This is a genomic window from Fundidesulfovibrio butyratiphilus, from assembly GCF_054657235.1.
Map to the genome: position 1 here is coordinate 1,438,310 of NZ_BAAHXA010000001.1, position 19,305 is coordinate 1,457,614.

At 65.4% G+C, this 19,305-nt stretch carries 22 protein-coding genes; 13 read left to right on the forward strand and 9 right to left on the reverse strand.

Annotation, left to right across the window (positions count from 1 at the left end; translation table 11 throughout):
- The first annotated feature begins 21 nt into the window (after positions 1 to 21).
- From ACYQ01_RS06810 to ACYQ01_RS06820, 3 genes are all read left to right on the forward strand, one after another.
- Positions 22 to 1,716, forward strand: coding sequence for a B12-binding domain-containing radical SAM protein (locus ACYQ01_RS06810; RefSeq protein WP_459933077.1), 1,695 nt, complete (start codon positions 22 to 24; stop codon positions 1,714 to 1,716).
- A gap of 4 nt (positions 1,717 to 1,720) precedes the next feature.
- A complete protein-coding gene (locus ACYQ01_RS06815) occupies positions 1,721 to 3,049 on the forward strand; it encodes a glycosyltransferase family protein (RefSeq protein WP_459933078.1) in 1,329 nt (442 codons plus the stop codon).
- Positions 3,050 to 3,430: 381 nt separating this feature from the next.
- Positions 3,431 to 4,993, forward strand: coding sequence for a sigma 54-interacting transcriptional regulator (locus tag ACYQ01_RS06820; protein ID WP_459933079.1), 1,563 nt, complete (start codon positions 3,431 to 3,433; stop codon positions 4,991 to 4,993).
- A gap of 82 nt (positions 4,994 to 5,075) precedes the next feature.
- Here the strand turns inward: ACYQ01_RS06820 and ACYQ01_RS06825 are convergent, their stop codons facing one another.
- Both ACYQ01_RS06825 and ACYQ01_RS06830 read right to left on the reverse strand, forming a co-directional pair.
- Complete coding sequence (locus ACYQ01_RS06825; RefSeq protein ID WP_459933080.1) at positions 5,076 to 6,695, reverse strand: FmdE family protein; 1,620 nt, start codon at positions 6,693 to 6,695, stop codon at positions 5,076 to 5,078.
- Positions 6,688 to 7,071 (reverse strand): winged helix-turn-helix domain-containing protein, encoded by a 384-nt coding sequence (locus ACYQ01_RS06830; RefSeq protein ID WP_459933081.1) that lies wholly within the window; start codon positions 7,069 to 7,071, stop codon positions 6,688 to 6,690. The genes ACYQ01_RS06825 and ACYQ01_RS06830 overlap by 8 nt, the downstream gene beginning before the upstream one ends.
- A 113-nt stretch (positions 7,072 to 7,184) precedes the next feature.
- Here ACYQ01_RS06830 and ACYQ01_RS06835 point away from each other — a divergent pair, with 113 nt between their 5' ends.
- The 3 genes from ACYQ01_RS06835 (at position 7,185) to ACYQ01_RS06845 (ending at position 9,983) form a co-directional block, all read left to right on the forward strand.
- Positions 7,185 to 8,552 carry an MATE family efflux transporter gene (locus tag ACYQ01_RS06835; RefSeq protein WP_459933082.1) on the forward strand — a complete coding sequence of 456 codons (1,368 nt, stop codon included), beginning with the start codon at positions 7,185 to 7,187 and terminating at the stop codon, positions 8,550 to 8,552.
- Positions 8,549 to 9,439, forward strand: a complete 891-nt coding sequence (locus ACYQ01_RS06840) for a DUF2156 domain-containing protein (protein ID WP_459933083.1) — start codon at positions 8,549 to 8,551, stop codon at positions 9,437 to 9,439. The genes ACYQ01_RS06835 and ACYQ01_RS06840 overlap by 4 nt, the downstream gene beginning before the upstream one ends.
- A 64-nt stretch (positions 9,440 to 9,503) precedes the next feature.
- Positions 9,504 to 9,983 (forward strand): RT0821/Lpp0805 family surface protein, encoded by a 480-nt coding sequence (locus ACYQ01_RS06845; RefSeq protein ID WP_459933084.1) that lies wholly within the window; start codon positions 9,504 to 9,506, stop codon positions 9,981 to 9,983.
- Positions 9,984 to 10,133: 150 nt separating this feature from the next.
- Here ACYQ01_RS06845 and ACYQ01_RS06850 read toward each other — a convergent pair whose 3' ends face one another.
- Both ACYQ01_RS06850 and ACYQ01_RS06855 read right to left on the reverse strand, forming a co-directional pair.
- Positions 10,134 to 10,709: a flavodoxin family protein gene (locus ACYQ01_RS06850; protein ID WP_459933085.1), complete on the reverse strand. Its 576-nt coding sequence runs from the start codon at positions 10,707 to 10,709 to the stop codon at positions 10,134 to 10,136.
- Positions 10,710 to 10,866: 157 nt separating this feature from the next.
- Positions 10,867 to 11,082: a hypothetical protein gene (locus ACYQ01_RS06855; RefSeq protein ID WP_459933086.1), complete on the reverse strand. Its 216-nt coding sequence runs from the start codon at positions 11,080 to 11,082 to the stop codon at positions 10,867 to 10,869.
- Between the two features lie 331 nt (positions 11,083 to 11,413).
- On the opposite strand from ACYQ01_RS06855, the gene ACYQ01_RS06860 reads away from it, so the two are divergent.
- The gene (locus tag ACYQ01_RS06860; RefSeq protein ID WP_459933087.1) at positions 11,414 to 11,968 is read left to right on the forward strand and encodes a hypothetical protein; all 555 of its coding nucleotides are present in this window, start codon (positions 11,414 to 11,416) and stop codon (positions 11,966 to 11,968) included.
- 76 nt (positions 11,969 to 12,044) lie between these two features.
- On the opposite strand, the gene ACYQ01_RS06865 is transcribed toward ACYQ01_RS06860, so the two are convergent.
- Positions 12,045 to 12,797 carry a TetR/AcrR family transcriptional regulator gene (locus ACYQ01_RS06865; RefSeq protein ID WP_459933088.1) on the reverse strand — a complete coding sequence of 251 codons (753 nt, stop codon included), beginning with the start codon at positions 12,795 to 12,797 and terminating at the stop codon, positions 12,045 to 12,047.
- Positions 12,798 to 13,125: 328 nt separating this feature from the next.
- On the opposite strand from ACYQ01_RS06865, the gene ACYQ01_RS06870 reads away from it, so the two are divergent.
- Entirely contained in the window at positions 13,126 to 13,422 is a 297-nt protein-coding gene (locus tag ACYQ01_RS06870; RefSeq protein WP_459933089.1) for a hypothetical protein, read from the forward strand.
- Positions 13,423 to 13,541: 119 nt separating this feature from the next.
- Here the strand turns inward: ACYQ01_RS06870 and ACYQ01_RS06875 are convergent, their stop codons facing one another.
- The 4 genes from ACYQ01_RS06875 to ACYQ01_RS06890 all read right to left on the reverse strand — a co-directional run bounded on the left by ACYQ01_RS06875 (position 13,542) and on the right by ACYQ01_RS06890 (position 15,193).
- On the reverse strand, positions 13,542 to 13,799 hold the full coding sequence (locus ACYQ01_RS06875) for a hypothetical protein (protein ID WP_459933090.1): 258 nt from the start codon (positions 13,797 to 13,799) through the stop codon (positions 13,542 to 13,544).
- A 4-nt stretch (positions 13,800 to 13,803) separates the two neighbouring features.
- Positions 13,804 to 14,061 (reverse strand): hypothetical protein, encoded by a 258-nt coding sequence (locus ACYQ01_RS06880; protein WP_459933091.1) that lies wholly within the window; start codon positions 14,059 to 14,061, stop codon positions 13,804 to 13,806.
- Positions 14,062 to 14,138: 77 nt separating this feature from the next.
- Positions 14,139 to 14,693 (reverse strand): thermonuclease family protein, encoded by a 555-nt coding sequence (locus ACYQ01_RS06885; RefSeq protein WP_459933092.1) that lies wholly within the window; start codon positions 14,691 to 14,693, stop codon positions 14,139 to 14,141.
- 14 nt (positions 14,694 to 14,707) lie between these two features.
- Complete coding sequence (locus ACYQ01_RS06890; RefSeq protein ID WP_459933093.1) at positions 14,708 to 15,193, reverse strand: transglycosylase SLT domain-containing protein; 486 nt, start codon at positions 15,191 to 15,193, stop codon at positions 14,708 to 14,710.
- 280 nt (positions 15,194 to 15,473) lie between these two features.
- Between ACYQ01_RS06890 and ACYQ01_RS06895 the strand changes: the two genes are divergently transcribed.
- From ACYQ01_RS06895 to ACYQ01_RS06915, 5 genes are all read left to right on the forward strand, one after another.
- Positions 15,474 to 16,187, forward strand: a complete 714-nt coding sequence (locus ACYQ01_RS06895) for a DVU0298 family protein (protein WP_459933094.1) — start codon at positions 15,474 to 15,476, stop codon at positions 16,185 to 16,187.
- 86 nt (positions 16,188 to 16,273) lie between these two features.
- Complete coding sequence (locus ACYQ01_RS06900) at positions 16,274 to 16,618, forward strand: DVU0772 family protein (protein ID WP_459933095.1); 345 nt, start codon at positions 16,274 to 16,276, stop codon at positions 16,616 to 16,618.
- A gap of 116 nt (positions 16,619 to 16,734) precedes the next feature.
- Positions 16,735 to 17,121 (forward strand): response regulator, encoded by a 387-nt coding sequence (locus ACYQ01_RS06905; RefSeq protein ID WP_459933096.1) that lies wholly within the window; start codon positions 16,735 to 16,737, stop codon positions 17,119 to 17,121.
- Between the two features lie 22 nt (positions 17,122 to 17,143).
- The gene (locus ACYQ01_RS06910) at positions 17,144 to 17,890 is read left to right on the forward strand and encodes a metallophosphoesterase family protein (RefSeq protein WP_459933097.1); all 747 of its coding nucleotides are present in this window, start codon (positions 17,144 to 17,146) and stop codon (positions 17,888 to 17,890) included.
- Positions 17,887 to 19,281 carry a protein kinase domain-containing protein gene (locus ACYQ01_RS06915; protein ID WP_459933098.1) on the forward strand — a complete coding sequence of 465 codons (1,395 nt, stop codon included), beginning with the start codon at positions 17,887 to 17,889 and terminating at the stop codon, positions 19,279 to 19,281. Before ACYQ01_RS06910 ends, ACYQ01_RS06915 begins: the two co-directional genes overlap by 4 nt.
- Positions 19,282 to 19,305: the final 24 nt, after the last annotated feature.

Below are 19,305 nucleotides of genomic sequence, written 5' to 3' on the forward strand. Positions count from 1 at the left end.
TGACCGGGCAAAGCGACCGCCATGAAAGTTCTGTTCAGCAATCCCCCCTGGTGGGAGGACACGTCCTCCGCCGGTCCGGCCGTGGCCGGGGTTCGCGCCGGATCGCGCTGGCCCTTCACCCTGGCCGTGCGGTCCAGGCCGGATCGTCCCCGTTTCGGCGACTATCTGCCCTACCCCTTCTTTCTCGGCGCCGCCGCGACATACGCGGCCCGACACACCCAGGCGCGCGTGGCGTTCCGCGACTCGCTGGCGCTTCGCGAATCCTACGAATCGTTTTTCGCCTTCTTGCGCCAGGAAGACTTCGACTGCATCGTCATCGAGTCGGCTTCCCCGAGTTGGCCCCACGACCAGGCCCTGATCCGACGCCTTCACGCCCGCCAGCCGCGCACGAAGATCCTGCTCGCCGGTCCCATCGCCTGTCTGGGCCAAGCCCTGCTGGACGAACACCCCCTTTTCGCGGTCATCCAGGGAGAATACGAAAAGGGATGCGTCAAGGCCCTGAGCGGTCAAGGGGGACTGCATCCCCACGACCTGCTCACCCCCGAGGAGTTCGAAAACGCGCCCCACCCCTACCTCGACCCTCTGCACGCCCACCGCTACTGGGACGCCAACCCCAAGGGGCAGGTTTTTCCCCAGGCCCAGGTGCTGAGCTCGCGCGGCTGTCCGTTTCGCTGCATCTTCTGCGTCTGGCCGGCGGTCATGACCGGCAACGACCCCGACGGCTCGGGAGTGCGCTCGGTCAGACGATACAGCCCCGAACGCATGGCCGATTTTCTGGGACAGATCGTCAAGCGCTACCGGTACGAAAGCATCTATTTCGACGACGACACCTTCAACCTGGGCGACGACCACGTGGAGGCCATGTGCGCCGTCATGGGCAAAATCGGCCTGCCCTGGTCGGCCATGTGCCGGGCGGACACCATCTCCCGGCCCGTGTGGCGACTCATGCGCGAAAGCGGTTGCTTCGGGGTGAAGATCGGCTTCGAAAGTGGCAACCAGTGGGTGATCGACAACATCGTGGGCAAGAATTTGAACCTGGAATTGGCCCGCGAGGTAACGTTTCACCTCAAATCCCTGGGTTTCACCGTGCATGGCACCTTCACCGTGGGCCTGCCCGGCGAGACCGACGCCCAGAGGGCCGACACCGTGCGGTACAGAAAGTCCCTGCCGCTCGACAGTTGGCAGGTTTCCGGCACGGCGGAAATCGAAGGATCGCCCCTGGCCGCCCTGGGGCGCCGGGGGCGGTTGGCCCGCTACGCCGGCGCGAACCTGGACGGCTATCTGGCCGAAAGCGACGGCACCCGAAAGCTCAGACGCCTGGCCGACCAGGCGCGTTCGGAACACGCCCCGGCCGCCCAAGCGCCACGTGATCCGGCGGCCTCGGCCGGGCGAGCGCCCGTTCGCGAATCCGAAACCCTGTCGCTCCTGGCCGACGAAGCGACCAGGGCCGGCGAACTCGACGCGGCCGTGGGCCTGCTGGCCCGCGCCGTGCAGGCCGATCCTGCCGACGCCGCCCTCTGCCGCCGCCTGGGCGAAACGCTCGACGCCCTGGGCCGACCCGACCAGGCGGCCCTCTGTCATGCCAGGGCCGCCGCCCTGGAACAACGCCGCGCCCCCTCCCCCGCCCGCCCCGGCGCGGACCGCCCCGAAAACGCCTCAACCGCATCGCCTTGTCCGCGCTTTGCCCACTCCCCGGTCCAGGCCGCGAAAGGATGACCGCATGGACGCCACCGCTCCCGCCGCGTCACTGACCCTCGACGACATGCCAAACAACCGACCGCTCAGCGACGAGCCCCTGCCCTCCGACCTGCGCCTGGGCGACGCAGGGGGCTTTCGTTCGCGCCTGATCGTGCTCGACCACGGCATGCGGTTTCCGCACGGCCATCATTTTCCCTACAATTTCGGGCTGCTGCTCGAATGCCTCAAGATCGGCCTGCCCTGCGAGTTCTACGTGCATCACGACTGCGACCCCAACGTGGTGGACGCCTTGCGCGCCAAGCCCGTGCTCACCACCTCGCCCTACGTCCCCTATTCGACAGACGATCAGTGCGCCTTTCTGGAAGACTTTCTCATCTGCGCGGAGCTCACCACCCATTGCCTACGCCTGGAGTTGCCCCCCCCCGCGGTCTCCCCCTCGGACATCGTGCTCGTGCATACGGCCCAGCCCAAGACCGCCCTGGGGGTGGCGGCATGGTACCTGGGCCTGCCCGAGGACTGTCGCCCCCATCTGGTCCTTGTTTTTCAGAACCACGGGTTCGAGCACGTGCGCGAAACCTACAAGGCCTTGGCGCTCCAAACCTTTCGCCTGGCCCTCAAGCCCCTTGTCGGCCAGGCCAAGGCCCACGTGGGGGCCAGCAACGACTTGATCGCCCGCCAGATCGAACGGGTTGCCGAAAAGCCCTGCCCCGTCTATCCCGTGCCCCTGCAACGCGGCCCCGGGGACCGCTCGGCACGCCTGGCCGACCCCGACCGCTGCCTGCACATCGGCTTCGTGGGCGAAGGGCGCTGCGAACAAGGCGTGGAAAAACTGCCCGACATCATCAACCTGGTGCTGCCCAAGCACCCCGGGCTGCGCTTCACCATCCAGCTGGGATGCGCCACCGCCACCAACGCCTTCCGACGCAAGCTGTCTCGACACGGCCAAGCGGTGCGGCTCCTCGAAGGATGCCTGACCGGCGACTCCTTTCTCGAACTCATAGAAAGTTTCGACGCCCTGCTCCTGCCCTACGATCCGGCCAAGTACGTGGACCGCTCGTCCCAGATCGTGGTGGAGGCCATCGCCTGCGGCGTGCCCCTGGTGGTGGCGGACCGCACCTCCCTGGCCAGGGAGGCGGCCCTGGCCGGATGCGGCTACACCCTCATCGCGGGCCATTCGACCCAGGCCGCGGCGCAAGCCCTGGAACGCTATCTGGAAAACCACCAGACCTACGACCTCCGTTCCGCCAAAGCCGCCGGGAAATACGCCGGGTTCCATTGCGCCGGCGTCCTGCTCGACATGCTGCTGGGCGCATGCGGGCTGGAAACCATCCGACGCGACGCAACAGCCTGAAGACGAAAGCTTTTTTCAAATTTGCAACCGCGCCCGCAGACTGGCCGCCGCCCCCGTCCTTTTGCCCCCGATCCGTGACATCGCGTGGAAATACAGGGTGTCCCACGTCTGTCCACGCCCCCAATCCGACTCTCCGGCTCTCGGGGAAGCGACGGTCCCAGGTTGAACGTGTCGCACGCCGGCAATCGCCCCAGGCCGGACCGTTTTTCCTTTTCGACAACCGACCGAACGGGCTCACGAAATCCGACGCGTTGGCCTCCATTGGAATATACAAAATTGGCTTTCTTCCGTTATCCGGTCAAAAAGGGGGTTTTTGTTCTTGCAAATTTACAATTTTGTATTTATCTAGAAAAAAAGCTCGCCACAAACCCCTGGAGCCCCATGCACCCGACCAGCAGCCTCGAACTCAAAGTCCTCAACGATATTGCGCATATCATCGGGCAGGCCCTGGATCTGGACCAGACCGTCAGCGATATGCTCCATATCCTCTCGGAGACTTTGGAAATGAAACGGGCCACGGTCACCCTGCTCGACGAGGAAACCGGCACCCTGTTCATCCTGGCCTCGCACGGTCTTTCGGCCGAGGAAAAAAAACGCGGGGTGTACAAGCTCGACGAGGGCGTGACCGGACGCATCTTCCAGTCCGGAAAGCCCTTCGTGGTGCCGGACATCGCCAAGGAACCCCTGTTTCTCGACCGCACCCAGTCGCGCTCCTTCGAGCGCGGACAGATTTCCTTCCTGGGCGTGCCCATCGTGGCCAACGGCCAGCCCCTGGGTGTGCTCAACGTGGACCGACTCTTCGGCGACGAGGTGAATTTCGAGGAAGACATCCGCGTGCTTTCCATCGTGGCCACGCTCATCGGGCAGTTCGTGCTCATCAACCGCCAGGTGCGCGCCAGAGAGGAGTTGCTCAAGCGCGAAAACCTGTCGCTTCGGGTCAAGCTCTCCAAAAGCTACCAGCGCTTCTTCATCGTGGGGCAGAGCCAGGCCATGGTGCGCGTGCACCAGATGATCGAAAAGGTTTCGCCCACGCGGGCCACGGTGCTTCTGCTCGGCGAATCCGGAACGGGCAAGACCCTCACCGCCCGCATGATCCACGAGCTCTCCGACCGTGCCAAGTACGCCTTCATCAAGGTCAACTGCGCCGCCTTGCCGGAAAACCTGCTCGAATCCGAGCTGTTCGGCTACGAAAAAGGGGCCTTCACCGGAGCCGTAGCCTCCAAGCCCGGACGCCTGGAAGAGGCGGACCGGGGCACGGTCTTTCTGGATGAAATCGGCGAGTTGCCCGGCTCCATACAGGCCAAGCTCCTGCGCTTTCTGCAGGAACGGGAGTTCGAACGCCTGGGCGGAGTCAAGACCCGCAAGGTGGATGTGCGCGTCATCGCGGCCACAAACCGCGACCTGGCCGACGCCGTGACCGCCGGGGAGTTTCGCGAAGATCTCTACTACCGGCTGAACGTGTTTCCCGTGCGCGTGCCGGCCCTGCGCGAACGCCGGGAGGACATCCCCGCGCTGCTCAACCATTTCCTGGACAAGCTCTCGCGCGAATACGGACGCCGCCTCTCCTTCACGCCCAAGGCCCTGGACTGTCTGGTGCGCTACGACTGGCCCGGCAACGTGCGCGAGATGGAAAATCTGGTGGAGCGGCTCTCCATCATGGTCGAAGACGAACGCATCGACTTGAGCGACATTCCGCCCTATTTCTTCACAACGGCCGCGGCGCCCGGGCATCTGCCCCACGCCGAACCGCAGGCCGCAAGCCTGAAGGACATGGAAAAGCGCGAGGTCATCGCCGCCTTGGAGCGTCACGGCTGGGTGCAGTCGCGCGCCGCCAGGGAACTCGGGCTGACGCTTCGCCAGATGGGCTACCGGGTAAAAAAATTCGGCCTGGAAAAGCTCCTCGTGGAGCACAAGGGCCGCGAACAGGGCGTGAGCCTGGAGTAACGCCGCCGACGCCCCCTGTTCGCCCCGCGCGACAGGCCGCCCCCCACGGCGGCTCCTGACGGGCCGCACAGCGCGGCCGCTTTCACTTTCCGAACGGACAATGCGGAAACCCGCACGTTTCGCACCCCATGCAGAACCCGCCATGTCCCAGGCGCGCGACCAGGGCGCGCGTGACCGGAACCCCTGCGAGAACGCGGGGCAGCAGCACGTCCAGGCTGGTGACGCGGTGGTACAGGGCGCAGGCCGGCACGCCGATCACGTCCGCCTTTTCCACCCGCCCCACCAGGGCCATGTTACCCGGCAGCAGGGGCATCCCCCGCACCGTGTCCCGCACCCCGGCCCGTTCCAGGCCCTGGCGGGTCACGTCGTCCGGGTCCACGCTCATGCCCGCGGTGGTGAAAATCAGGTCGCAGCCGGCGTCCACGAGCGCCTTCACCCCCGCCGCGATGGCCCCTGGGTCGTCCGGGACCAGACGGGCCGTTTCCAGGCTCGATCCCAGGGCCTCCAGCTTTTGGCGCAAAATGGGGGCGAAGCGGTCCTCCACCAGGCCGGAGACCACCTCCTGACCGGTGATGAGCGCGCCGGCCCTGGCCCGGCGCAGGGGACGCACCGCAAGCACCGGAGATTGGGCCAGAAGCCCCAGGGCCTGGTCCAGGGTCTCGCGTTCGATGTAGAGCGGAATGGCCCGAACCCCGGCCAGGGATTGCCCTGCGCGGGCAAGCGTGGCGTCGTGAAGCGTGGAAAGCGCCACCTGCCCGAAAGCGTTCAGGGCGGCCAGCCGGTCCACGTCCACGGTGAAAAGCCCCGCTTGGGCGGCGGACAGGGTGATCTTGCCCTCGCGCGGGCCGGACTGGGCCTGAAGCCCGCTCCCGGCGCACAGCGCCCCGGCCAGCCGGGCGGCCGCGTCGTCCTCGTGGACAAAGGCCTGGCCCGGTTCCCCCGATTCCGTCACATAGACCCGGTTGCGCCCCATGCGTTGCAGCCGGCACAGGTCCGAACCGGTGAACACCTGGCCGCGCGCAAAGGCCACGCCCTTGGAGACGCCAGGCTCCACCCGGGTCATGTCGTGCAGGGCCGTGCGGCCCGAGGCCTCTTCCACGGGCAGGGCCGTCAGTTTCGGGGCGAGAACCGGCCGCACGTAGGGGTCATGCCCGGCGCAGGACAGGCACACCCCGCCGTCGCGCGCCGGGTAGGCCTCGCGGCAGACCGGGCACACGGCCACGGCTCCCTTTTCCCGGTGCCCCAGGCAGCCCGGGCCCGCAACCACGGGCCGCACGCGCAAAACGGACATCCCGGCCTCGAAGATCTGATCCTGGAGCAGATCCGAGTCCTGCTCGCGCTTGGGACGACGCTTGAGGAACCAGTCCCGGTATTCGACATAGGCCTCCAGCCGGGCCGGGTCCAGACTGGCCCGAAAACCGTGTCCCGTATGCTTGTCGTACAGGGCCAGGGCGTAGCGGCCCAGGTTCTTCACCCGCATCCAGCCGTTGCCCGTGGTGCAGGGCGTGAACAACTGCACCGCGTCGGGCAGGCACCAGCTCGTTTCGCACAGGGCCTCGAAAAGCATGCCTTCGGGCAGGTTGCGCCGGGCCGCGTCCACCAAAAAGCCGCCCACGATGAGCCCCGGGGCGGCATAACCGTGAAACGCGGTGATGCGTTCCAAAAAGTCCGGCCGGGGCAGGCCGCACACCGTCCTATCCATGGGAGTCGTCGTTTCCTTTGTCCTGGTAGGGGAGAATGGTCCAGGGAAAATACTTGCCGCCGCATTCCAGGGCGTAGGCTTCCACCTCGGCATGCCAGGCTCGAAAAGCGCTGGCCAGACGGCGGCCCTCTTCGGTAAGCTCGAACCCCTTGCGTCCGGCGGCCTTGGCCACCACCGGGGTGCCGAGCTGCTCTTCCGTGGCCTTGAGCCGACCCCAGGCCGCGCGGTAGGACATGCCCATGGCCTTGGCCGCGCGGTTGAGCGACCCGCACGTTTCAATATGGGCAAGCAAGGCGGCCCGTCCAACGCCAAGGAGCATGCCGTCCTCTGTTTCCAGCCACAGACGCAGGCGTACGGTGGGAGTGATGGTCTTCACGCAGGAGTGTCCTTTTCCGCTCTTATGTTATTCTTAACACATAGCCATGGTCTAGACAAGAGACCCCGAGACAGGTTGACCATGCCGGGCTCCTCCCGTAGTGGGCTTTGCCCATGACCGCCGCGCTTTCCCGACCGTACCGCTCCATTTGGCGGCTCACGTGGCCGCAAATCCTCATGATGCTGTGCAATTTCTGCATCGGGGTGGCGGACGTGTACGTCACCGGCCAGATCGGCCGGGAAGCCCAGGCCGCCATGGGGCTCATCTCCCAGGCCCTGTTTTTCTTTCAGATGGTCGCCATCGCCGTGGCCAACGGCTCGGTGGCCACCATCACGCAGTCGTTGGGAGCGGGCAAGCGCCTGCGCGCCACACGCTACGCCGGCCTTTGCCTGGCCGGTGGGGCCGGCTTCGGTCTGGCCATTCTGGCCTTCGGCCTGTTCTCCCGGGGCCTGTTTCTCGACCTTTTGAACGTCCCGGGTCCGGTGCGGGCGCCGGCCGAAGACATTCTCTTCATTTTTTTGCTGCTCGTGCCGGCCAACTCGGTGTTTCTCATTTCGAGCGCGGTGCTGCGCGCCCATCAAATGGTCAAACTGCCCCTGGCTTCCATGGCCGTGGTCTGCCTGATCAACGCCTGGCTGGACTTCGGCCTGGGACTGGGCCGGTTCGGCCTGCCGGAAATGGGCTACCGGGGCGTGGCCTGGGCCACGTTCTGGTCCGTGACCGCGGGCACGGTCCTCAATCTTTGGCTCATGCGCCGGGCCAGACTGTTGCGCCGGCGCATGCTGCCTCCCTGGCGCTGGATTCCGGCGGCCACGCCCTACCTGTTCAAGGTGGCCTTGCCCTCGGGCCTCATGCAGGTGGTATGGCACACGGGCTATCTGGTGCTTCTGGCCATCGCCGGCGGCCTGCCCCGGGGCGGGGTCGAGGCCCTGGCCGGATTCGCGGCCGGCGCGCGCATCGAATCCGGCGTGTTCCTGCCCGCCTTTGCCTTCAACCTGTCGGCCTCCATCCTGGTGGGCCACTGCCTGGGCGCGGGCGACCCGCGCGAGGCCAAACGCATGGGCTATCGCATCTGGGCCCTGGGACTGGCCCTCATGGGCCTGGTGGCCGTGGCGGTGTGGCATTTTCTGCCCGAGCTTTCCATGATTTTCAGCGACGATCCGGCGGTAATCGCCCAGACCCGGCTCTATCTGCGCTACAACATCCTGGCCGCTCCCTTCACCCTGACCGGACTCATCCTGGCCGGGGCTTTGACCGGAGCCGGGGCCACGGTCTATAATCTGGTCGTGTTCGGCGTCTCCATCTGGGGCGTGCGCTTGCCCGTGGCCTGGTGGCTGGGCTGGCACGCCTGGGGAACCGCCGAGGGCGTCTGGCTTTCCATGCTGTTGTCGCAGATGTTCCAGGCGTCGACCCTTTTTCTCGTCTACACGTTCAAGAACTGGTCCGCTTATTCCATGATCAAACCCAAGGAGCGCCCGTGAACAGGGCCTACACCCCCCTGACATTGTCCGGCAGGGAAGAATACCTGCGCCGGCTGGCCAAGTGCCCGCAACGAACGTCCGACTATTCCTTCGTCAACCTCTGGGGCTGGGCCGAAGCCTACGGCCTGGAATGGTCCTTCGGCGACACCCACGTCTGGATACGCCAGACCATTCCCGAGGTCGTGAACTGGGCCCCGGTGGGCCCCTGGCCGGACATGGACTGGACGAACTGCCCCACCCTGGCCCAGGGCGGCGTGCTCACCCGCGTGCCCGAACTGCTGGTGGACATCTGGCGAAAGGCCTTGCCCGAAGAACGCATGGTGGCCCAGGAAGCCCGCGACCACTGGGACTACGTCTACAGCGTGGACGAGCTGGTGCGTCTGTCGGGCAACCGGTTTCACAAGAAAAAGAACCTGCTCGCGCAGTTCAAGAAGCTCTACGCCTACGACTACCGCCCCCTCACCCCGGACTGCATCGAAGAGGTGTTGCAGATGCAGCTCGAATGGTGCCAATGGCGCGAAGCCGAGTGCGACCTCACCCTGGCCGCGGAAAACCAGGCCATCTCGCGGGTGGTGAAGGAGTGGGACAACCTGCCCGACCTGCTGGGCGGCGGCATCCGGGTAAACGGCCGCATGGTGGCCTACACCGTGGCCGAACCCCTGGACGACGACACCCTGGTCATCCACTTCGAGAAGGGGCATTCGGACTACAAGGGCGTGTACCAGGCCATCAATCAGATGTTTCTGGCCGACCTGAAACGCCCCTACACCTGGGTCAACCGCGAGCAGGACCTGGGGGACGAAGGGCTGCGCAAGGCCAAAACCAGTTACAACCCGGTGAAATTCTGCAAAAAATTCCGTGTTTCCATCACCGGGACAACCGGTTAGAAGGGCCTGAATCGCTCGACCGGCGAAACCCGGCCGACACGACAACAAGACGAGGTGCATCACAATGAAAACCTTGCAGCGAATCGCGGCCGCCATGGCCCTGGTCGGCCTGTTGGCCGCCTGCGCCGAAGACGGCAGACTCACCAAACGGGACGTGGGCATGGTGGCCGGCGGAGCGGCCGGAGGCGCGGCCGGCGCGGCCATCTGGTCGCACGATCCGGCGGCTCAGACGCTCGGCACCATCATGGGCGTGGTTGTGGGCGCGGCCGTGGGCGGCTGGCTGGGCAGCCAGTGGGACGACTACGACCGCCGCCAGGTGGCCCACTCCCTGGAGTACAACCGGGACAACGCCCCGGCCCAGTGGACCAACCCCAACACCAACCAGCGCTACACCGTGCGGCCGGTGAACACCTACTACGACGCCCAGGGAGCCCCCTGCCGCGAGTTCACCGAAACCATCTACGTGGACGGCAAGCCCGAAACCGGACGCGGAACGGCCTGCCGCCAGCCGGACGGCACCTGGCGCATCGTGAACGGCCAGTAGCCTGCGGGTGCGAAAACACAAAAGCAAGGGCTCCGGCTTTTTCTGCCGGAGCCCTTTTCCGTGCGTCCTGGGGACAAAACCTCGCCGCGTCGCGCGGCCCGGGGTCGCATACGGCGCAAACGTCCCTTCCGGGCGTCCCCTCCCGTCCGATCAGACCCCGACCAGCCCGGCGGCGAAAGCCGTGGCCCGTTCGCCCTTGTCCTCGCTCCAGAAGACCGTGTCGTAGCCCAGGTGGCGTTCGGCCAACATGCCGGCGTAGCGCAGTTGGGAATGCTTGCAGTAGCGTTTGACCCCTTCTTCGAAGAGGTCAGCGCCCTTTTCGGGCTTGTAGCCGCAGGTGGTGATGATGGCCACGCGCTTGCCGGCCCAGAGCGAGGGGCCTTTCTTGTCGCCGTAGTACTTGTTCATGCCGTAGACCAGACGGTCCAGCACCGCTTTCATGGGCGGCGTGCAAAAAAAAGAGTAGATGGGCGTGGCCAGCACGATTAGGTCGCTGGCCAGGATGGAATCGAAGATGGCCTGAAGATCGTCCTCCACCGGACAGCCGAACACGCTCCAATCCTCTTGGCAGGAACGGCAGGCGATACAGGGCTCTATGGACAGGTCGTGAAGCCAGAACAGGTCATGGCCGCACCCTTTGCGGTCCAACTCCGCCAGAAAGGGTTTGAGCAGCATGTTGGTGTTGCCGTCCTTTCGCGGACTGCCCATGAGTGCGCAAACGTGCATGTCGTTTCCTCCCGTTTTGGTTCTCAATATCTGTTTCACCGGGGAGGATCAATCGCGCCCTGCGGGAGCCGAACCGGACGGGGACGCGGGAAACGCGGCCCGGACGGCCGACGTCATTTCGCGGACGCCCGCTTTCGACCGACGCCCGATTCGGGCGTCATTTTTTTGCCGGCCCTTCCTTGCCCGTAAGATGATTCATGATGTAGCCGCCCTGGTAGATGAGACCGGTCTTGGTATCGAGAAGAAAATCCAACTCGCCGTCGCGCGAGTACTGGTAGCGTCCCACCCCCTGCGCGCTGGCGTAGACAAAGAGAAATCCCGCCAAAATAACCAGCAGGGCGATCTTGAAGAGCTTGTCGAAGAGGTCGTTCATGCGCGCATCTCCTTTCGCGGGCTGGCGCCCGGCCCGGTTTGGTGCCTGGTTACGCCCGTGCGGGGACCAGGTCCGTCGTTGGACGTGAGCGATGACTGCCCCCGCCGGGTCTTCAGGTCAAGAGGCGCGCGAAAACAATACCGCCCGTCCGGCGGGTGGCGCGGCGCGGCGGCAAAAACAGTCCGGTCCGGTTCTTGCTTTCTCGACGTCGGGAGCGCCGCGCGCCGGGCGGCGGACGTTTTTTCCCCTTTTCCGCCGCCAGGGCGGGCGACTCTCCTGCCGATACGCCACGCGACGAACACACACCGCCCGCCGGGCAAAGGATACAGCCATGGCCGTCAATTCCGTCAGCAACTACCAGTCGCTCATCGCCACCCTGGGCGCCCTGAACGTCGATTCCACCCAGACCAGCGCCACCTCCCAGACCCTGTTGGACGCCCTGAACAATTCGGACGACTCCTCGTCCAGTTCCAGCCAGGCCTCCACGTCGGCAACCATATCCCAGACCGCGACCCTGCTGTCCACACTCTCCAAAATTTCGTCCAACGATCCAGAAAAGTTCAAGGAAATCACCAAGGGCGTGGCCGACGACCTGAACGCCGCCGCCGAGGACGCCAGCGACCCGGTGCAGGCCTACACGCTGAAGAACCTGGCCGAGCAGTTTTCCAACGCCGCAATTTCGGGCAGCCTGTCCGACATCACCAGCGCCACCCTGAGCGGCAATTCCCTCACCAGCAGCGGCTCGACGCTCAAGGGCTACGGATCGAGCAACAAGTCGTTTCTGAGTTCCTATTTCTCGACCGGGCAGGCCCAGAGCGCCATCGACACCGTCAACACCCTGCTCACCACCAACATCGTGGAAACCTACACCGGCTCGAAGTCGTGACCGGGAGGCCGGCCCCGACCGGTGGGAGAGGCAGCGCGCCCGGACCCGCTCCGCCCGCCGCGACACTCCCGACGGCTCAGGGGGCGAACGTCAGGTCGGTCTTGCCCCGCTCGTAATGCGCCACCAGCAACATGGAACACAGCGACCTCATGTCGTCCGCCCGTTCGGTTCCGGGCCGGGTGGCTGCCCCCCGGGGAAGGCGCGCCTTGGCTTCGGACCCCGCGCGTCGCGCCGGTTCGGGTCGGCCCGTGTCCGATTCGTTTTCGCATGTCCCGGCCGTGCTCATGAGATGCTCGACCAGGCGCTTTCGCCGTTCGTCAGTCAAGGAGGACATTCCCGTACAGTCGCTGATCCATATGCCGTCCGCCGTGAACCGCAGCATTTCCCGCACCGGACACTCGGGATCCTCGTCGAAACGTTCCAGTTGCGCTCGCAACCATTCCTTCCACATCATGGTGATCGACGGTTCCAGGCTCATGGCCAGGGCGCACGCCCCGAAAAGCTTTCCTCCGGGCACCTTTTCGTGCAGCCGGCCCGCCACCGCCACGTAGGCTCGGGTAAATCGGTTCCTCGGGCACGGATCGGCGGCTATGTGCTCCCTCAGGGCGCTTCCGAACAAGTCCAGGACGTGCTGAAACAGTCCCCGTATCAGGGACTGCTTGTTCGGATAGTGGTGGATGAGTCCCCCCTTGCTGACCCCGGCGCGCCGGGCCACCCGGTCCAGGGACAAACCGGGCAGGCCGCTTTCGACCGTAATCTCCGCGGCCGCCTCCATCAGTTGCGCTCGAACCAACTCGGGACGTTTTTTCTTTTTACAGGCCTCGCTCATGTCTCAAAAAATACCGACCGGTCGGTTTCTTGTCAATCGAACGCGACAACGGATTCCGCCAACACCTTCAACAAACTGGAAAATCACAAAACGACGGCATCTGGCGACATAACCGATCGAGCGACCCATGCGACAAAAAAACCTCCTTTCCCGCACACTTCGGCTCATATTTCCAGGGGGCGTCCTGTACCCGTCTCTGGGAAATTTCCGTCATCGCAAGGGAAATTCTCGTAACCGAATGCTTCCCGCCTTTTTGTCATCCCCTTGAAATATTGCAATATTGTATTTGGCACGATTCGTGATATTCCTAGGGTTGGAGGGTATAGATATGATCAAGCGCCTGATTCTCACGGCCTTGGCCCTGGCGGTCTTCGCCACGCAAGCCATGGCTTATGGTTCCATCTCGGTGGGAACGCCGTCCATGGGCGTGACCTTGTCGGCGGGGCCGCCTCCGCCGCCCCCGCCGCCCGTGTACGTGGCTCCGCCGCCGCCTCCGGGCTATCATGCGCCGGCCTACCCGCTACCGCCCGGCCAGGCCCGCAAATACTGGCGACGCCACGGACACTATCCGCCGCCCCCGCCTCCGCCGCCGCCCGCTCCCCGGTACAAGCATCGGCACTGGTAAAAAAAAGGCCGGGGAGCAAAAGCCCCCGGCCATATTATTCGACGGCCGCCGGACGAAAGCGCGACTTCCGTCCGACGGCCTTTTGGGTTTCGAATGGGCGGGCCACAGGGCCGCCCGAGTCACTCGGCCTCGCCGGGCTGTCGCTCGATGCCGGTCACCACGAACACCCGCGAGGGTTTGCCGTCGGCCGGGTCCAACGCCTCGGCCGATCCCCGGGCGATGTCCCGGATCTCCTTGGCAGCGGCCAGTTGCAGCTTGTCGTCCGAGGCGTCCAACAGGCGTTCCAGCACGTCGAGCACCTTTTCGTCGAGCAACTTGGCGGCTCGCACGCCGGCCTTGTCCGGCCGGAGGGGTTTGGTCGTACGCGGTCTGGCCACGCGGTCACCGCACCAGTTCGCGCAAAAACTTTTCCCAGGCGGCCATGCCGAGCCACAGAAGCCCCCCGCCCACCAGCGAAGTGACGGCGGCGGAAAGCGCCTGCTTGCGCAAGGAAAAGGCGTTGCGCAACAGCTCGTGATGTCGGGCGTGTTCCCCGGGGTCGAGTTCGCACGATGCGCAACATCCGGGACCGGGCACGCCTTCGTCCAGAACCTCGCGCAGGGCCTGCTTGACCAGGGGCCGCAAGATGTCGCTTTCCATGTCAGGCCAGGGGCTTGGCGGTGAACAGCCGCAGCACCGCGTTGGTCACGGCCAAGAGACCGGCCTGCAATTCGGGGTCAACCACGGCATGGCCGATCACGGCCTGCAGCCCCACCAGGACCAAAGCGGCCCCATTGACCCAAAGAGTTTTTGAAGTGTGCCACTTCTTTGCTTCCAAACGCGCTTCTCCTCTTCTGTCTTCTCCACTGCCAGGGCGGCGTGGGAGCCTTTTCGCTCCACAGGCCGATGCCCCGCCAGCGGGCCAGGGCTTCCGCGGCCAAAAGGTCGCGGCAGTCCCGGCAGTATTTTCGATACACCCAGGCGTGACCCGTGCGCACCATTTCGGCGCACACGTCCGAGCCGTCGGGCAAAAACACCCGGCCGACAACGCGGCCGTAGGCGTCCTTGTCCATGAAGACCACCTTCACCCTGCCCCCGCGCACCAGGGCGCGCAGATGATCGCGGGAGGCCTCGCCTCCGGGCTGGGCGAGTTCCGGGGCGTCGATGCCGTAGAGGCGCACCTTGACGCCGTCCACAAGGAGGGTGTCCCCGTCGTGGACTCGTTGCACGGCTCCGGCGAAATCGCCCGTCTGGGATGTGCAAGCCGTCAGGATCAGAAGCCAACCAATCAACAACATTCGCGTTTTTATTTGGGCCATCGACCTTGGAGAGCCTTGGCTACGGCGTCGACATACGCCTGGTTGACGAAAGAGCCCCGGGGCGCGAACCGCACCGAGCCGGCGTTGTAGGCCGCCGCCACTCCGGGCCAGCCGTGGTCCTTCAGATATCGGGCCTTGAGCCTGGCCAGCAGCCGGCAACCGTAGTCGAGGCCGGTCGCCGGATCGGTCAGGGCCGAAAGAAACGGCCCGTCGAAGCCCAATTCCCGGGCGGTTTCGCCCATGACCTGCATAAGTCCCCAGGACATGGCCCGGGCCTGGCGTTCGGTTTCCAGGCTGCACGGGGGCTTGGCCCGCACCGAGGCGTTTCGCAGCACGTAGCGGTTGAAAAAACCGGGCTCGAAACGAAAGGCCAGCGGATTTGCGCCCGATTCCACACGCACCACCGCCCCCGCCAGTTCGGGGGGCAATCCGTGGGCTCGGGCGGCGGACTCCACCAGGGAAGCGATGTCCATGCGTTTCCTCACAATTATCAAAGTCGCGCGTCCAGGGCCGGCTCCGGGCCTCGCCCCCATGGACGCGCGCTGGAGACAGAATACCAGCGCGCGTCCAAAGCGCCACCCACATAGGGATATTTGGGAAAAAGGGAAAGAAGACACCAAGGCGGCCCGGTCGCGCCCGAATATCGGCCCCGGGGGCGCTTTGGACGCGCCCGACGCTGGTGGCGCACCGGCGCTTTTGGTAGGCTGACCGGGCGGGGCCCGCCCCGCCCATCCGCAAACAGGAGCAAACACTATGGGTAGACTGCGCACTCTGCGCGGGGACGTGCTCAACGCCTTGTCCCACGCCGATCTGGCCGAGGCCAGAACCCTTCTCGAGGCCCATCCCCCCAAACCTCTTCTGGGCCCGCTCTACGCCTGCCTGCTGGACACGGCCCCCCTTGTCCGGTGGCGCGCCGTGGAAGCCTTCGGCTGGACCGTGGCCCGGCTGGCGAAACAACGCCGCGAAGCCGCCCGTGAATGCATGCGCCAGATCATGTGGCGTCTCAACGAGGAGTCGGGAAACATCGCCTGGGGCGTGCCCGAGGCCTTCGGTTCGATTTTGGCCTCGGAACTCGGACTGGCCATGGAATTCCACCGCGTGCTGTGTTCCTACATTGATGAACGCGACAGCGAAACCGGCGACAACTATCTCGAACTGCCGATGCTGCGCCGGGGCGTCTACTGGGGCTTGGCCCGGCTGGCCAGCGCGACGCCGGCCATGGTGCTGCCCGCCGTGCAGGATCTCCTGAAGGCCCTGTCGGACGAAGATCCCCACAGCCGGGCCCTGGCCGCCCTGGCCCTGGGCCTGGTGCTCGCCCTGGCCGGCGAACGCGCCGACGCGGTGCGTCAGGGCCTGGCCGGCCTGGCCGCCGACCACACCCCCGTGGAGCTCTACATGGCGGGGGAACTTCGCGACATGACAGTGGCCCAGGCCGCCGCCCTGGCCCTGGAAGGCGCCACGGTCTAGCAAATAAGACAAAAAAGGTCTTGACTCTCCCCTTCGCGGTTACTATGATCTAAACCAAGAAAAGAATAATTACGGAGGACACGGAGATGGGATCGCTCAAGAGCTTCCAGGAATATGACATCGATTGGGAAATGACCCCGGAAACCGCGGTCACCCTGTACTTGGAGTGGGGAAACAACAGCTGGCTGGGAGATTTCAAGCCAGTTCGCCATCGCAGCGACTCCACCACCTATTTCGTGGTGAACACCTGGGGAACGGTGCCCATGGTTTCCCTGGTCAAGCGCACCACGGACGACGCCAAGGAACTTGTCGAAATGCCCCTGCCCGAGCATCTGCGCCCCAAGTTCATGAACGAAGTGGGATGCAACAAGGGGGTCTACGCGCCGACACCGGAGATCAAGTCCTGGCTGCGGCAAGAGCTTAATGGTTGATCTTTCAACGGGTTGCATCAAAAAAAGGCCGGCTGGACCGGCCTTTTTTGTTGCCCTGCCCCTGCCGGCGTGTTTATGGTCATCGCACGAAAATTCAGCATGCACGTGCCCCTATCATGGAACCAGCCGTTCTCATCGTCGAAGACGAACGCATCATCGCCCTGGACATGCGCCAGAAACTGCGCAGACTGGGATTCACCGTGCCCGCCGTGGCGCACAACGGCGAGGACGCCATACGCCTGGCGGCCCAGATCCGGCCGGACCTCGTGCTCATGGACATCATGCTGGAGGGCGAAATGGACGGGGTGGAAGCGGCCGAGCGCATCCGCCTGATCACCCAGGCCCCGGTGGTCTTTGTTTCGGCCTGCAACGACGAACCCACCAAAAGCCGCGCCCTCAACACCTCCCGGTCCGATTTCGTGACCAAACCCGTCAACATGGACACCCTCCGGGTGCGCATGCTGGCCATCCTGGAACGCACCGACTCCGACCGCGCCTCCTGATCGGCCGCGTTTGGACAACGCCATGCTGTTCGCCGTTTTTTCCGACATTCACGCCAATCTCGAAGCCCTGCTGGCTGCCTGGACCGAAATGGACCGCCTGTGCGCCCCCCGCGAACGACACGTCGTCTGCCTGGGCGACATGGTGGGCTACGGCGCCGACCCGGACGCCGTGGTGGACTTCCTGCGCGAAAAGCAGGTGTTGGCGATACTAGGCAACCATGAATTCGGGCTGTTGCGCCCGGGGTTTCGTCGCTCGTTCAATCCCATTTCGCTGCAAGCCCTGGAATGGACCGCACAACGCATCCGCCCGTCCACCCGGGACTGGATCGCCTCCCTGCCGCTCAGCCTGAGCCTGGCCGGTTGCCGGTTCGTGCACGGCTTTCCGCCCAACAACCCCTCCGTCTACCTGCACGAGGTGAGTCCGGCCCGCCTGGAACGCACCATGCTGTCCCTGGACGAGACGGTAAGTTTTGTGGGGCACACCCACCTGCTGCGCCGCATCACCCTGCGCGACGGCAAGCTGGAACGCTCCCGCCTGGACACGGGCCCGATCCTGCTGGAACCGGACGCCCGGCACCTGATCAACGCCGGGGCCGTGGGCCAGCCCCGCGACGCCGACCCCAGGGCGACCTTTCTGCTCTACGAGTCCGCGACCGGCCGGCTGGACGTGGTGCGCACGGTCTACGATTGGCACGCGGCCGCGACCAAGATCCGCGCGACCGGCATACCCGACGTGTACGCCGACCGACTGGAGCCGGACCGACCATGAAACACGTCGGCGATTGCGAGGTGATGGGCCTGCTCGGCCGGGGAGGCGAGGGTCTGGTGTACAAGGTGCGCATGCCCGTGACCGGACGTCTGGCGGCGCTCAAGCTCTTTCACCCCACCGAATTCCTGGCCTCCCTGGTGAATCGCGACGAACTTCTGCGCCGATTCCTGGGAGAAGCCCGCATCATGGGCCGGCTGGAGCACGACAACATCGTGCAGGTGCTCGGAGTGGGACAACACGGGGAAGATCCCTATTGCCTCTTGGAATACTTCTGCCGCGACCTGGGCCAGACCGTGGGGGAAAGCTGGCGGGTGGAAGCCGGAAGCCGTCCCCAGCCCCTGCCCCGCGCCGTGGGGTTCGTCCTGCAAACGCTTTCCGGGTTGGCCAGGCTGCATTACGCCGGGTTGGTGCATCGCGACATCAAACCCGCGAACCTCTTGCTGGACGCCGCCGACCGGGTGAAAATAGCGGACTTCGGCCTGTCGGCCCTGCGCGGCGAAATCCGCGCCCACGCTCCGGGGCTCAAGGTCGGCTCCCCTTTTTACGCCGCCCCCGAGCAGGAGCGCGACCCGGATCGCGCCGGCCCGCAGGCCGACCTCTATTCCGCGGCCATGGTGCTCCACCGGCTGCTTTTCGGATGCGTGACCGAGGAGCCCCCCACGGGAAGCCGTCGCCCGAGCCTCCTTTCGCCGGACATGGACCGGCAGTGGGACCAGTTCTTCGCCAGCGCCCTGAGTCCCGATCCGGCCGAGCGTCCGGCCTCGGCCAAGGCCATGGCCGCGCGCCTGTCCTCCTTGATGGACCACTGGCGCGAACGCCTGGGCCACGCCTGCGCCCTGCCCGACCGCTTCCCGGAAGACCGGCCCGAGACGGACCCCGACGCCCGAGCGCACGCCCCCCGCAACCGCCCGGCCAAAGCCCGCGACGACGAGGCCAGACGCCTGTTCGGCTTGGACGAACTCTTTCGCCCCCTGCGCTATGCCCGCCCGGACTTCCACAGGCAGGGGGCGGTGGTCTTCGACCGGCGCACCGGCCTGGCGTGGCAGTGGTCGGGCTGCGACTACCCCCTGGACTGGTTCGAAGCCGCCCAATATGTAGAACATCTGGACCGGACGCGCCTGGCCGGTCTTTCCGGCTGGCGCTTGCCCACGGTGGACGAACTCTCCGGCCTGCTCACTCCCCCACGACGCTTCGCCGACCATTGCGTGGACGACGTGTTCGATCCGCAGGTGCGCCTGCTCTGGAGCGCGGACCGTCGCACCTTCACCCAGGCCTGGTGCGCCGACGCCTGGCAAGGCGCGTTCTGCCCGGCCGACACCACCTGCCGCCGCTACGTGCGGGCGGTCAGCGACGGACGCCAGCCGGGGGAAACCGAAGCGCAAACGCGGTAGAAAGGGCGGGCGCATTTATTTCCG

Bases quoted from the DNA above. Each gene is read 5' to 3' on its own strand.
- ACYQ01_RS06810 (WP_459933077.1), top strand. From the start codon at position 22: ATGAAAGTTCTGTTCAGCAATCCCCCCTGGTGGGAGGACACGTCCTCC.
- ACYQ01_RS06815 (WP_459933078.1), top strand. From the start codon at position 1,721: ATGGACGCCACCGCTCCCGCCGCGTCACTGACCCTCGACGACATGCCA.
- ACYQ01_RS06820 (WP_459933079.1), top strand. From the start codon at position 3,431: ATGCACCCGACCAGCAGCCTCGAACTCAAAGTCCTCAACGATATTGCG.
- ACYQ01_RS06825 (WP_459933080.1), bottom strand. From the start codon at position 6,695: ATGGATAGGACGGTGTGCGGCCTGCCCCGGCCGGACTTTTTGGAACGC.
- ACYQ01_RS06835 (WP_459933082.1), top strand. From the start codon at position 7,185: ATGACCGCCGCGCTTTCCCGACCGTACCGCTCCATTTGGCGGCTCACG.
- ACYQ01_RS06845 (WP_459933084.1), top strand. From the start codon at position 9,504: ATGAAAACCTTGCAGCGAATCGCGGCCGCCATGGCCCTGGTCGGCCTG.
- ACYQ01_RS06850 (WP_459933085.1), bottom strand. From the start codon at position 10,709: ATGCACGTTTGCGCACTCATGGGCAGTCCGCGAAAGGACGGCAACACC.
- ACYQ01_RS06855 (WP_459933086.1), bottom strand. From the start codon at position 11,082: ATGAACGACCTCTTCGACAAGCTCTTCAAGATCGCCCTGCTGGTTATT.
- ACYQ01_RS06860 (WP_459933087.1), top strand. From the start codon at position 11,414: ATGGCCGTCAATTCCGTCAGCAACTACCAGTCGCTCATCGCCACCCTG.
- ACYQ01_RS06865 (WP_459933088.1), bottom strand. From the start codon at position 12,797: ATGAGCGAGGCCTGTAAAAAGAAAAAACGTCCCGAGTTGGTTCGAGCG.
- ACYQ01_RS06870 (WP_459933089.1), top strand. From the start codon at position 13,126: ATGATCAAGCGCCTGATTCTCACGGCCTTGGCCCTGGCGGTCTTCGCC.
- ACYQ01_RS06880 (WP_459933091.1), bottom strand. From the start codon at position 14,061: ATGGAAAGCGACATCTTGCGGCCCCTGGTCAAGCAGGCCCTGCGCGAG.
- ACYQ01_RS06890 (WP_459933093.1), bottom strand. From the start codon at position 15,193: ATGGACATCGCTTCCCTGGTGGAGTCCGCCGCCCGAGCCCACGGATTG.
- ACYQ01_RS06895 (WP_459933094.1), top strand. From the start codon at position 15,474: ATGGGTAGACTGCGCACTCTGCGCGGGGACGTGCTCAACGCCTTGTCC.
- ACYQ01_RS06900 (WP_459933095.1), top strand. From the start codon at position 16,274: ATGGGATCGCTCAAGAGCTTCCAGGAATATGACATCGATTGGGAAATG.
- ACYQ01_RS06905 (WP_459933096.1), top strand. From the start codon at position 16,735: ATGGAACCAGCCGTTCTCATCGTCGAAGACGAACGCATCATCGCCCTG.
- ACYQ01_RS06910 (WP_459933097.1), top strand. From the start codon at position 17,144: ATGCTGTTCGCCGTTTTTTCCGACATTCACGCCAATCTCGAAGCCCTG.
- ACYQ01_RS06915 (WP_459933098.1), top strand. From the start codon at position 17,887: ATGAAACACGTCGGCGATTGCGAGGTGATGGGCCTGCTCGGCCGGGGA.